This window comes from Pseudarthrobacter sp. MOO14 (assembly GCF_058267675.1).
In genome coordinates, this window is record NZ_CM177849.1 from 505,368 (window position 1) to 517,521 (window position 12,154).

Annotated in this window: 8 protein-coding genes; 2 read left to right on the plus strand and 6 right to left on the minus strand. The window is 65.3% G+C overall.

Annotated elements, in window-relative coordinates; translation table 11 throughout:
* Nucleotide 1: 1 nt before the first annotated feature.
* Nucleotides 2–3,328, minus strand: a complete 3,327-nt coding sequence (ileS, locus tag AC4EEV_RS02325; RefSeq protein ID WP_491330064.1) for an isoleucine--tRNA ligase — start codon at nt 3,326–3,328, stop codon at nt 2–4.
* Nucleotides 3,329–3,787: 459 nt separating this feature from the next.
* On the opposite strand from ileS, the gene AC4EEV_RS02330 reads away from it, so the two are divergent.
* Complete coding sequence (locus tag AC4EEV_RS02330; protein WP_026264537.1) at nt 3,788–4,792, plus strand: endonuclease/exonuclease/phosphatase family protein; 1,005 nt, start codon at nt 3,788–3,790, stop codon at nt 4,790–4,792.
* Here the strand turns inward: AC4EEV_RS02330 and AC4EEV_RS02335 are convergent.
* Nucleotides 4,789–5,547, minus strand: coding sequence for an SDR family oxidoreductase (locus AC4EEV_RS02335; RefSeq protein ID WP_018761576.1), 759 nt, complete (start codon nt 5,545–5,547; stop codon nt 4,789–4,791). The genes AC4EEV_RS02330 and AC4EEV_RS02335 overlap by 4 nt on opposite strands.
* A gap of 74 nt (nt 5,548–5,621) precedes the next feature.
* Between AC4EEV_RS02335 and valS the strand changes: the two genes are divergently transcribed.
* A complete protein-coding gene (valS, locus tag AC4EEV_RS02340) occupies nt 5,622–8,243 on the plus strand; it encodes a valine--tRNA ligase (RefSeq protein ID WP_133831670.1) in 2,622 nt (873 codons plus the stop codon).
* 349 nt (nt 8,244–8,592) lie between these two features.
* Here valS and AC4EEV_RS02345 read toward each other — a convergent pair whose 3' ends face one another.
* From AC4EEV_RS02345 to AC4EEV_RS02360, 4 genes are all read right to left on the minus strand, one after another.
* Nucleotides 8,593–9,207 (minus strand): mycothiol-dependent nitroreductase Rv2466c family protein, encoded by a 615-nt coding sequence (locus tag AC4EEV_RS02345; RefSeq protein WP_285317905.1) that lies wholly within the window; start codon nt 9,205–9,207, stop codon nt 8,593–8,595.
* Nucleotides 9,208–9,221: 14 nt separating this feature from the next.
* Nucleotides 9,222–10,502, minus strand: a complete 1,281-nt coding sequence (gene clpX, locus AC4EEV_RS02350) for an ATP-dependent Clp protease ATP-binding subunit ClpX (RefSeq protein ID WP_018761579.1) — start codon at nt 10,500–10,502, stop codon at nt 9,222–9,224.
* A gap of 177 nt (nt 10,503–10,679) precedes the next feature.
* Nucleotides 10,680–11,339: an ATP-dependent Clp protease proteolytic subunit gene (locus AC4EEV_RS02355; protein ID WP_018761580.1), complete on the minus strand. Its 660-nt coding sequence runs from the start codon at nt 11,337–11,339 to the stop codon at nt 10,680–10,682.
* A gap of 37 nt (nt 11,340–11,376) precedes the next feature.
* On the minus strand, nt 11,377–12,000 hold the full coding sequence (locus tag AC4EEV_RS02360) for an ATP-dependent Clp protease proteolytic subunit (protein WP_491330835.1): 624 nt from the start codon (nt 11,998–12,000) through the stop codon (nt 11,377–11,379).
* Nucleotides 12,001–12,154: the final 154 nt, after the last annotated feature.

The window sequence follows — 12,154 nt, forward strand, 5'->3', positions numbered from 1 at the left end:
CCTAGGCCTCCACTTTTTCCACCACGACGGCGGGTTCGTCCACGTCTGCCGGTTCGGCAGCCAGGTCAACGGTCAGGGTCTCGCCCTTGACCAGTTCGGCGTTCGCCAGCAGGGCGGCCACGACGTTCTGCGCGGCGGTTACCGTGGTGCGGATCCGGTCGCTGACATTGAGTCCGGCATCCTTGCGGGCCTGCTGGATGGCGCGGACCATGTCGCGGGCCAGGCCTTCGGCCTCAAGTTCAGGGGTCACTTCGGTGTTCAGCACCACGAAGCCGCCACCGGGCAGCACGGCCACGGCCTTGGAACCGCCGTCACCGCCATCGGAATCCGCCACGACGGTCTCCAAGTTGTACTCCTGGGGCTCCAGGCGCAACCCGCCCGCGGTGACCACACCGTCGTCGTCCACTGACCAATCGCCGGACTTGGCGCCCTTGATCGCGGCCTGGACGTTCTTGCCCAGCCGCGGGCCGGCGGCGCGGGCGTTGACTACCAGCTTCTGCTGTATGCCGAATTCCTCCGGGGACGCGTTCTCGGCGTCGAGCAGGCGGACTGCGCGCAAGTTGAGTTCATCGGCGACGACGGCGGCGAAACCGTCCAGCGCACCGGCACCCGGTGCCACCACGGTGAGCTCCTGCAGGGGCAGCCGGACGCGCAGGTTGGCTGCCTTGCGGAGCGAGGATCCTGTCGAGCAGATCTGCTGGACCCGGTCCATGGCTTCGACGAGGGAGGGGTTTGCGGGGAAGAGGCCCGCGTCCGGCCAGTCTGCCAGGTGCACGGACCGGCCGCCGGTCAGGCCGCGCCAGATTTCCTCGGACACCAGCGGCAGCAGGGGCGCCGCGGCACGGGTGACGGTCTCGAGGGCCGTGTACAGGGCGTCGAAGGCGTCCTTGTCCTCATCAAAGAACCGCTGCCGGCTGCGGCGGACGTACCAGTTGGTGAGCATGTCCAGGTAACTGCGCAGCGAGTCGCAGGCACCGGAGATGTCATAAGAGTCCAGCTGGGCCGTCATGTTCCGGACCAGGTCGCCGGTGTTGGCCAGCAGGTACTGGTCCAGGGTGTCCGCGTAGCCGTCGTAGCGCAGCGTGGCGTCGTAACCCCGGCCGCCGTCCGCGGCGTTGGTGTAGAGCGTGAAGAAGCTGTACACGTTCCAGAGCGGCAGGATGACCTGGCGGACGCCGTCGCGGATGCCTTGCTCCGTGACGATCAGGTTGCCGCCGCGGAGGATGGGGCTGGACATCAGGAACCAGCGCATGGCGTCGGAGCCGTCGCGGTCCAGCACTTCGGAGACATCCGGGTAATTGCGCAGGCTCTTGGACATCTTCTGCCCGTCGGAGCCCAGCACGATGCCGTGGCTGATGACGTTCCGGAACGCCGGGCGGTCGAACAGCGCCGTGGAGAGGATGTGCAGCATGTAGAACCAGCCGCGGGTCTGTCCGATGTACTCCACGATGAAGTCTGCCGGGTTGTGCGTGTTGAACCAGGCTTCGTTCTCGAACGGGTAGTGGACCTGGCCGTAGGGCATGGAGCCGGAGTCGAACCAGACGTCCAGGACGTCCTCGACCCGGCGCATCACGGACTGGCCCTCTTCCGGGGTGCGGGGATCGTCCGGATTGGGCCGGGTGAGCTCGTCGATGAACGGGCGGTGGAGGTCCACCTGGCCGTCCTTGTTCAGGGGCAGGCGGCCGAAGTCCGCTTCGAGTTCGGCGAGGGAACCGTAGACGTCGGTGCGCGGGTAGTCGGGATCCGTGGACTGCCACACCGGGATGGGGCTGCCCCAGTAGCGGTTGCGGCTGATGGACCAGTCACGGGCGTTGTCCAGCCACTTGCCGAACTGGCCGTCCTTGACGTTGCCGGGGATCCAGTTGATCTCCTGGTTCAGTTCGGACATCCGGTCCTTGAACTTGGTGACCTCGACGTACCAGGAGGACACGGCCCGGTAGATCAGCGGGTTACGGCAGCGCCAGCAGTGCGGGTAGCTGTGCTCGTAGCTCGCCTGGCGGACCAGCCGGCCCTGGGCGCGGAGCACCTGGGTGATGGGCTTGTTGGCCTCGAAGACCTGCAGTCCGGCAATGTCGTGGAGGTCGCCGTGCTTGAACAGGGGCAGGAACTTTGCGCCCTCGTCAACGGAGAGCACCACCGGGATGCCGGCTTCCTCGCAGACCTTCTGGTCGTCCTCGCCGTAGGCCGGAGCCTGGTGCACGATGCCGGTACCGTCCGTGGTGGTGACGTAGTCGGCCACCAGGAAGCGCCAGGCGTTCTCCATGCCGTACTTTTCGTTGTCGGCGAAGTCGTCCCAGAGCCGCCGGTACTCCAGGCCTTCCAGTTCGGCACCGGTGTGGGTGGAAACGACCGCCGCTTCGGCGTCCTCGAAGCTGCCGTATCCGAGGTCCTTGGCGTAGTTGCCCAGCAGGTCTGCCGCCAGCAGGAAGCTGCCCGTCACCGGGGCCTCGGCCGAGGCAGCCTTGACGCCGTTGGGTCCGGCGGGGAGCACCGCGTAGGTGATGGCGGGGCCGACGGCGAGCGCGGCGTTGGTGGGCAGCGTCCAGGGCGTGGTGGTCCAGGCGAGGGCCTGGACGCCGTCGAGCTGCTTGGACAGCGCGGAGTCGCCGGCCAGGATGGGGAACGTGACGGTGACCGTCTGGTCCTGGCGGTTCTTGTAGACGTCGTCGTCCATGCGCAGCTCGTGGTTGGACAGTGGGGTCTCGTCCTTCCAGCAGTACGGCAGGACGCGGTAGCCGTTGTAGGTCAGGCCCTTGTCGTGCAGCTGCTTGAAGGCCCAGAGCACCGACTCCATGTACTCGACGTTCAGGGTCTTGTAGTCGTTGTCGAAGTCCACCCAGCGTGCCTGGCGGGTGACGTAGCTGCGCCATTCGTCGGCGTACTTCATGACGGATGCCCGGCAGGCGTCGTTGAACTTGTCGATGCCCATGGCTTCGATCTGGGTCTTGTCCGTCATGCCCAGCTGCTTCATGGCTTCGAGCTCGGCGGGCAGTCCGTGCGTGTCCCAGCCGAAGCGGCGCTCGACGCGGCGCCCGCGCTGGGTCTGGTAGCGGCCCACGAGGTCCTTGGCGTAACCGGTGAGGAGGTGGCCGTAGTGCGGCAGGCCGTTGGCGAACGGCGGGCCGTCGTAGAACACGAATTCATTGCTGCCCGGCTCGCCGCCGGGGGTATCCGCGCTGCGCTGGTCGATGCTGGCCTGGAACGTTCCGTCCTGGTCCCAGTACTTCAGGATGCGCTCTTCGATCTCCGGAAACTTCACGGAGGCGGAAACGCCGGCATTGCCGCTGGCTGGGGTGCTGGAGGCTGAGGCCTTGGGGTAAAACGTCATGTTCGACATCCTGGGTTGGGCGCGGTGAACCTCCGGCGCGGGCCGGCTGTTCCGTTCAGGATGCGAGGACGGCGTCCGTGCCGTCCTGGGACTGCACGCTCACCGCGGTACCACCTCACTTACCGGCACTGCGTGTCCCTCGCGGAACGGGCGCCGCACCGGCCTCTCGTTGACTGCTGTGACGGGCTTACCCGTCCGGTTCTACTGGCGCGGCCGCCGTTGACGGGCGGCAGCGTGTTCTTCCGGAAGCTCACCGGTGATTGCCGGGTCATAGCCACTGGCCAGTCTACTATTTCCGCCGCGTCCAGTGCCATTCCGAAGGCCGGGGTGGCGGCACGGTGCCATCGGCTGCATCCGGTTGCCGCTGGTGGGTGATTTGGCCGGCATCGCAGGATCGGCCAGCCCACCTCCATGTCCAACACGATCACACCCGGGGCATGGGGTGCCTAGACTCGCCCCATGACAGCATCGAAAGGTTCTTCCCCCGGCGCGCGGGCGGCTGCGGTGTGCAGGTGGCTGTTTCTTCCAGCGGTCCTGCCTGTGGCGGCGGGAACAGCCCTCCGTGCAATACCAGCCGATTGGCCGGTGCTTGGGGTGCAACTGGTGGCCTTCACTCCGTGGCTCGCAGTCCCGGGCGCCGCAGCACTTGCCTTGGCTTTCGCGGGGCGGCGCCGCTGGCAGCAGGCTGTGGCAGCCATCCTGCTGGGGGTCCAGGTTTTGTGGCTTGTTCCACTGGACATCAGGGAGCCTGCGGTCGAGGCCGCAGCGCCGGTCACGCTGGTAGCCATGACCATTAACGCAGAACTGGGCGGTGCGGACGCACCCAGCATCGTGGGGATGGTCCGTGACCGGCGCGTGGACCTGTTGGCCGTGGAGGAGTACACGCCCGCGCTGGCACGGAGGCTGACGGCGGCCGGCTTGGACCAGCTGCTCCCCCACCGCGTTGCCCACGCCAGGGAGGGCGCAGGCGGCGCCGCCATCTATTCCACCTACAAGCTCAAAGAGTCCGGAGTGCTGCCCGGCACCCAATTCACCATGCCCGTGGCCAGCCTCGAACTGGCCGATGACAGCGGGACGGCCCTGCGGGTGGTGGCCGTTCACACCTTGGCGCCCGTAGGCGCGGCCGTCAGGCAATGGCGCAGCGACCTCTCGGCCGTGGGGAGGGTGGACACCGGCTCCGGACCGCTGCTGCTGGCCGGCGACTTCAACGCCACCTGCGACCATCACGAATTCCGGTCGCTGCTGGCAGGAACCGGCCGGACCCGAAGCCTCGTGGACGTGGCCGCCTCGCTGGGAACGAGGCTCGTGCCCACCTGGCCGATGCGCGACTACCGGCTGCCCGGGATCACGTTGGACCATGTGGTGACCAGCCCGGACATCAGAGCCACGAACTATTCAGTCCAGCCGGTTCCGGGCACCGACCATGCGGCGGTGGTTGCCACCCTGCACGTCGGGGGCTCCTAGCCCTTCCTGATCAATTTGTGTGTCGCGGCCTGCGCCACAGGCCGGACAACGATTTGGTCCAGGTTGACATGGTGCGGGGCGGAGACGGCGTATCGGACCACGTCCGCGACGTCCGCCGCGGTCAGCGGCTTTTCCACCCCCTGGTAGACCTTCCCGGCGGCCTGCGCATCGCCCAGCCGATTAAGCGCGAATTCCTCGGTCTGCACCAGGCCCGGCGCCACCTCAATGACGCGCAGGTTGTGCTCCGCTTCCTCCAGGCGGAGGGCATTGGTCATGGCGTGCTGGCCGAACTTGGCCGCGTTGTAGCCGCCGCCGCCCTCATAGGCGTCCAGTCCCGCCGTCGACGTCAGGTTGAGCACGGTGCCCCGGCCGGTGGCGCGGAGCATCGGCAGGAAAGCGCGGGTCAGCTTCATGGTTCCCAGGACGTTGACCCGGAACATCCACTCCCAGTCCTCCGTGCTGGCATCTCCTACCCTGTCGGCGCCGCGGGCGCCGCCGGCGATGTTGATGAGCGTATCGATGCCGCCCGCATCGGTGACCCGGGCAAGAAGCCGGGACACGTCGTCGTCCTCTGCGATATCGGCCGGGATGGCCATGGCGCCTGTCTCACCCGCCAGGGTGGCGAGGCGGTCTGCCCGGCGCGCGACGGCGAAGACTGTCCAGCCTTCTGCGCGCAGGGCACGGACGGATGCTTCCCCGATTCCGCTGCTCGCTCCGGTCACCAATGCTGCCTTTTTCTGCAAGTCCTCAGTCATGGCACCACCCTAACGGGACCGGGCGGCCCGGCGTTGGTTGGGTGGGATTGAAGCGGGCATGAAAGAATTGCCCAATGGCTGAAGACACGCAGGGTACAGACACGCCCACCACCGCCCCCATCAACGTTCCGGACAAGCCGGCCCTCGAAGGCCTGGAAGCCACGCTCACCCAGCGCTGGCTGTCCGAAGGAACCTACAAGTTCAACCCCGACACCACCCGGGAGCAGGTCTACTCGATCGATACTCCCCCGCCCACCGCGTCGGGTTCCCTGCATGTGGGGCACATGTTCTCCTTCACCCAGACGGACGTCCAGGCGCGCTACATGCGCATGACGGGCAAGAACGTCTTCTACCCCATGGGCTGGGACGATAACGGCCTGCCCACCGAGCGGCGCGTGCAGAACTACTACGGCGTGCGGTGCGACCCCGCTGTTCCGTACAACGCCGACTACCGGCCACCGGCCCAGCCAGCCAAGAACCAGCGCGATTTCGACGTCGTGTCCCGGCAGAACTTCATCGAACTCTGCGAGGAACTGGCTGTTGAGGACGAGAAGGTCTTCGAGAACCTGTTCCAGACCCTGGGCCTGTCCGTCGACTGGGACCTGACGTACCGCACCATCGATGACACCTCCCGTGCCGTGTCACAGCGCGCTTTCCTGGCCAACCTGGCCGCCGGCGACGCCTACATGGCCGAGGCCCCGACCCTGTGGGACGTGACGTTCCGCACGGCGGTGGCGCAGGCAGAGCTGGAGGACCGCGAGGTTCCCGGCGCGTACTACCGCTACCCCTTTTTCACCGAAGACGGCGAAAAGATCTTCATCGAGACCACACGTCCGGAATTGCTGGCCGCGTGCGCCGCGCTGGTGGCAAACCCCGACGACGAGCGGTACCAGCCGCTGTTCGGCAAGACCGTGACGTCGCCGCTGTTCGGCGTCGAACTGGAGGTCAAGGCCCACCCGCTGGCAAAGGCGGACAAGGGCTCGGGTATCGCCATGGTCTGTACCTTCGGCGACCTTACCGACGTCACCTGGTGGCGCGAACTGCAGTTGCCCACGCGCGCCATCATGGGCCGTGACGGCCGCATCATCGGCGAAACCCCCGAGTGGATCACCAGCGAGTCCGGCAAGGAGGCGTACGCGGCCATTGCCGGCAAGACGGCGTTCTCCGCGAAGGAGGCCGTGGTGGAACTGCTCAAGGAAGCCGGCCTGCTGGACGGTGAGCCGAAGAAGATCACCCACCCGGTGAACTTCTTCGAGAAGGGCGACAAGCCGCTCGAGGTTGTGACCTCACGCCAGTGGTACATCCGCAACGGCGGCCGCGACGAGGACCGCCGCGAACGCCTGATCGGCCGCGGCAAGGAGATCGACTTCCACCCCTCGTTCATGCGGTCCCGCTACGAGAACTGGATCGCCGGGTTGAACGGCGACTGGCTGGTCTCCCGGCAGCGGTTCTTCGGCGTGCCCATTCCGGTTTGGTACCCGCTGGACGGGCAGGGCAACCCGGATTACGACCACCCCATCCTCCCCTCGGACGACATGCTCCCCGTGGATCCGGCAGCGGACGCCGCGCCCGGCTTCGACGAGACGCAGCGCGACCAGGCAAACGGCTTTACCGGAGATGCCGACGTCCTGGACACCTGGGCCACGTCATCCCTGACCCCGCAGATCGTGGGCGGCTGGAGCCGCAACGAGGACCTCTTCGCGAAGGTGTACCCGTTCGACCTCCGCCCCCAGGGCCATGACATCATCCGCACCTGGCTGTTTTCCTCTGTGGTCCGCGCCGACGCCCTCCAGGAGAGTGCGCCCTGGAAGCACGCGGCCATCTCCGGCTGGATCCTGGACCCGGACCGCAAGAAGATGTCCAAGTCCAAGGGCAACGTCGTTGTCCCCACGGATGTGCTGAATGAGTACGGCTCGGATGCGGTCCGTTACTGGGCCGCCTCTGCGCGCCTCGGGGCCGATACCGCCTATGAGATTGCGCAGATGAAGATCGGCCGGCGCCTGGCCATCAAACTGCTCAACGCCTCCAAGTTCGTGCTGAACCTGGGCGCCACCGAAAACTCTGTCCTCTCTGACGATCTTTCGGTGTTGACCAACCCCTTGGACCGCGCACTGCTGGCGCAACTTGCCGACGTCGTTGCCCAGTCCACCAAGGCGTTTGAGAACTACGACTATGCCCGGGCCCTGCAACTCACGGAATCGTTCTTCTGGCAGTTCACGGACGATTACGTGGAACTGATCAAGGACCGCGCCTACGGTGCCGCCGGCGAATCAGAGCAGGCGTCGGTGCTGGCCGCTTTGGCAACCACCCTGGACGCCCTGCTGCGGCTCTTTGCCCCCTTCCTCCCGTTCGCCACGGAGGAAGTCTGGAGTTGGTGGCGCAGCGGCTCAGTCCACCGCGCAGCATGGCCGTCGGCGCTGGAGATTCCCGGCGGTGACACCACCATGCTGGCCACGGTGGGGATTGCCCTCAGCGGAGTCCGCAAGGCCAAATCCGAGGCGAAGGTCAAGCAGCGGACCGAGGTGCTGTCTGCCACGATCACCGCAACTGAGGCCCTGACGGCACAGCTGCGGGCCGGGCTGGCGGATTTGAAGGCGGCATCAAACGCCCGCGAAATTACCCTGGTGGTGGGTGACGGGGATCTTGCGGTCACCGACGTTGCCCTCGCCGCGAGCGACGAGCCCGCCAAGGCCTGACACCCGGTCCCGTCAGGCCGCCCTGGTTCCAGGGCAAAGGGGAAGCCCCATCAGCGTTTTGCCGTTGGTGGGGCTTCGACTTTTCGGCCATCTGGTGACGTTTGTCCGATGGTCTGGCAGGATCCGCTGAGTTTCCAGGTCTTACTGCTCCGTCACTGGCAGCTTGCATTCGACTTTGCCGATGGCTGCGTCGAAATTGCATATCACTGAATCTTTGGTTCCTGCGTCCCGCTTCTTTCGAAGTGGGTAAGAACCATTGTTCTCCCGTGCCGGGCCACGTGCAAGGGCCCCGGCGGAACTACTGTCATGTAGTTCCCCCGGGGCCCTTGGCATGCAATCGAACCGGGTTCTAGTCGAACTCGGGGCTCTCAGTGCGGCTGCGCTTCAGCTCGAAGAAGTGAGGATAGCCGGCGATCGCGGTGGTGGCATCCCACAGCTGCCCGGCAACCTCGCCGCGCGGAATGCGGGTCAGGACGGGGCCGAAAAAGGCTGTTCCGTTGAAGGCCACCACCGGCGTCCCAACGTCCTGGCCCACCAGGGAGATACCTTCCTCGTGGCTGGCCCGGAGCTCAGCGTCAAAAGCGTCAGTGGCCGCGGCCTCGGCGAGGGACTCTGGGAGGCCGCATTCGGCGAGGGCCTTGGCAATGACCTCCGACCGGTCCTTCTCCCCACGCTCGTGGATCAGGGTTCCCATGGCGTCGTACAGCGGCTTGATGACCTGCGGGCCGTGCCCTTCGCGGGCCGCGATGATCACGCGGACCATACCCCAGGCGTTGTCCATGGATTCCCGGTAGGCCGGCTCAAGATCGCGGCCCTCGTTCAGGACGGCCAGGCTCATGACGTGCCATTCGGTCTCGATGTCACGGACGGCCTCCACCTCGCCAATCCAGCGGGACGTAATCCACGCGAACGGGCACAGGGGGTCGAACCAGAAATCGGCTTTGTTCTTGGCGGGTGCAGTCACGAAAATCCTCTCGGTCAGGCAGACTTGCGGCGCTTGGCCGCGTGCGGAATCAGGGTGGGTTCGGCGCCCCGCAGCACCACATCCTCGGTGATGACCACGCTGGCAACGTCCTCGCGGCTTGGCAGATCGAACATCACCGGAAGCAGGACTTCCTCCAGGATGGCGCGAAGGCCGCGGGCACCGGTGCCGCGCTCAAGGGCCTGCTCCGCGATGGCGTCCAGGGCGGTGTCGTCGAACACCAGTTCCACGCCATCAATCTGGAACATCTTCTGGTACTGCTTCACCAAGGCATTCTTTGGCGTGGACAGGATCTGGATCAAGGCGTCACGATCCAGGTTGGAGACGGTGGTGATGACAGGAAGCCTGCCGATGAATTCGGGGATCAGGCCAAACTTCAACAGGTCCTCCGGCATGACTTCGCCGTATGAGTCGACCTTCTTGCTGGCCTCGTTGAGCGGGGCGCCGAACCCGATGCCCTTGCGCCCGGAGCGCGAGCCGATGATCTCTTCCAACCCGGCGAAGGCACCGGCCACGATGAACAGGACGTTCGTGGTGTCGATCTGGATAAATTCCTGGTGCGGATGCTTCCGGCCGCCCTGCGGCGGGACCGACGCCACCGTGCCTTCCAGGATCTTCAGGAGTGCCTGCTGGACGCCCTCGCCGGACACGTCCCGGGTGATGGAAGGGTTTTCGCTCTTCCGCGAGATCTTGTCGATCTCATCGATGTAGATGATGCCCTGCTCGGCCTTCTTGACGTCGTAGTCCGCAGCCTGGATGAGCTTAAGCAGGATGTTCTCGACGTCCTCGCCGACGTAACCCGCCTCCGTCAAAGCGGTGGCATCTGCCACGGCGAACGGAACATTCAGGCGCCTGGCCAGGGTTTGGGCAAGGTAGGTCTTGCCGCAGCCGGTGGGACCGATGAGGAGGATGTTGGATTTGGCGATCTCGACGTCGTCATGGTGCCCGGCGTCGCCGAGGCTCCCGGACTTGGGCGCGTGCCCGGCCTGGATGCGCTTGTAGTGGTTGTAGACCGCGACGGCGAGGGAACGCTTGGCGGGCTCCTGGCCTATGACGTATTCCTGCAGGAAGTCGAAGATCTCCCGCGGTTTTGGAAGTTCGAAGCTGCCCAGGTCCGCGACTTCGGCGAGTTCCTCTTCAATGATTTCGTTGCACAACTCGATGCATTCATCGCAGATGTAGACACCGGGCCCGGCAATGAGCTTGCGGACCTGCTTTTGGCTCTTTCCGCAGAAAGAGCACTTCAGCAGATCAGTGCTCTCGCCAATCCGAGCCATATGTGAACCCCTTAGTATCCTGCTGCCAGGCAGCCCTGCGCCGTTGCTGAAAAATCTCTTCCGGCCAGCGGGGACCGGTTTGTGACATCTTCCACTCTAGGTCACATTCGACGCCAAGGGTGGAATGAAAAGGCCGGTGCGGCCAAATGAACTTGGCCGCACCGGCTAATGGCACTGCTACCGCGTGATCGCCTGCGGTTTGATCTTGCGGGAATCGAGCACCTGGTCGATCAGGCCGTAGGCCTGCGCTTCAGCGGCCGTCAGGATCTTGTCGCGCTCAATGTCGTTGTTGACCTGCTCCGACGTGCGTCCGGAGTGGTGGGCCAAGGTGTCCTCCAGCCAGGAGCGCATCCGCATGACCTCTGCCGCCTGGATCTCAAGGTCGGAGGCCTGGCCGCCCTGGCCGCCGGAGAGCGCCGGCTGGTGGATCAGGACGCGGGCATTGGGCAGTGCCAGCCGCTTGCCGGGGGTACCGGCGGCCAGCAGAACGGCCGCCGCACTGGCGGCCTGGCCCAGGCAGACCGTCTGGATCTCGGGACGGATGTACTGCATGGTGTCGTAGATGGCAGTCATGGCCGTGAACGAGCCACCCGGAGAGTTGATGTACAAGGTGATGTCACGGTCCGGATCGGTGGACTCCAGCACCAGCAGCTGCGCCATGATGTCGTCGGCAGATGCGTCGTCCACCTGCACGCCGAGGAAGATGATGCGGTCCTCAAAGAGCTTCGTGTAGGGGTCCTGGCGCTTGAAGCCGTAGGGCGTGCGTTCCTCGAACTGCGGCAGGACGTAGCGGCTGGACGGAAGATTCCCGGCGGACCACCCAAAGTTGTAGTTCATTGTGTTTACTCCTGATCGAAGGGGTTCTGGATGCCGGTTAGTTCTGCGGGGCTGATTCGCCGGAGGATCCGTTGGACGTTCCGCCGCCGCCGGAAACCGACCCGGCGTGCGCGGCGATCTTGTCGAAGAAACCGTATTCAAGGGCTTCGGTGGCGGTGAACCACTTGTCGCGGTCGTTGTCCTTGAGGATGGTCTCCACGGTCTGGCCCGTCTGCTCGGCAGTCAGTTCCGCCATGACCTTCTTCATGTGCAGGATGAGCTCGGCCTGGATCTTGATGTCCGAGGCGGTGCCGCCGATGCCGCCGGAGGGCTGGTGCATCAGCACGCGTGCGTTCGGCGTGGCGTAGCGCTTGCCCTTGGTGCCGGAGGACAGCAGGAACTGGCCCATGGAGGCTGCCAGGCCGGTGGCCACGGTGACGACGTCGTTGGGAATGAACTGCATGGTGTCGTAGATGGCCATGCCTGCCGTCACGGATCCGCCGGGCGAGTTGATGTAGAGGTAGATGTCCTTTTCGGGATTCTCCGCGGACAAGAGCAGCAGCTGCGAGCAGATTGCGTTGGCGTTATCGTCACGCACCTCCGAGCCCAGCCAGATGATCCGCTCCTTGAGGAGGCGGTTGTAAATGTAGTTGTCCTGGGCTGCAGGATCGACGGTCGCCATCCGGGGGGCCTCTGAGTGCTGTGACATGTTTATTTACCTCTCACTGGTGACGGTGACATCACTGAAAATCACTACTTGGACACTAACCGGTTTCCCGGATGATTTGTTCGCGCACTGACTGCTGTTCGCTGACGGCGCACGATCGGCGGACAGC

Excerpts from the sequence above, each read along its gene's own strand:
- AC4EEV_RS02355 (WP_018761580.1), bottom strand. The coding sequence starts at position 11,339 with ATGAACTACAACTTTGGGTGGTCCGCCGGGAATCTTCCGTCCAGCCGC.
- valS (WP_133831670.1), top strand. The coding sequence starts at position 5,622 with ATGGCTGAAGACACGCAGGGTACAGACACGCCCACCACCGCCCCCATC.
- ileS (WP_491330064.1), bottom strand. The coding sequence starts at position 3,328 with ATGACGTTTTACCCCAAGGCCTCAGCCTCCAGCACCCCAGCCAGCGGC.
- clpX (WP_018761579.1), bottom strand. The coding sequence starts at position 10,502 with ATGGCTCGGATTGGCGAGAGCACTGATCTGCTGAAGTGCTCTTTCTGC.
- AC4EEV_RS02360 (WP_491330835.1), bottom strand. The coding sequence starts at position 12,000 with ATGGCGACCGTCGATCCTGCAGCCCAGGACAACTACATTTACAACCGC.
- AC4EEV_RS02330 (WP_026264537.1), top strand. The coding sequence starts at position 3,788 with ATGACAGCATCGAAAGGTTCTTCCCCCGGCGCGCGGGCGGCTGCGGTG.
- AC4EEV_RS02335 (WP_018761576.1), bottom strand. The coding sequence starts at position 5,547 with ATGACTGAGGACTTGCAGAAAAAGGCAGCATTGGTGACCGGAGCGAGC.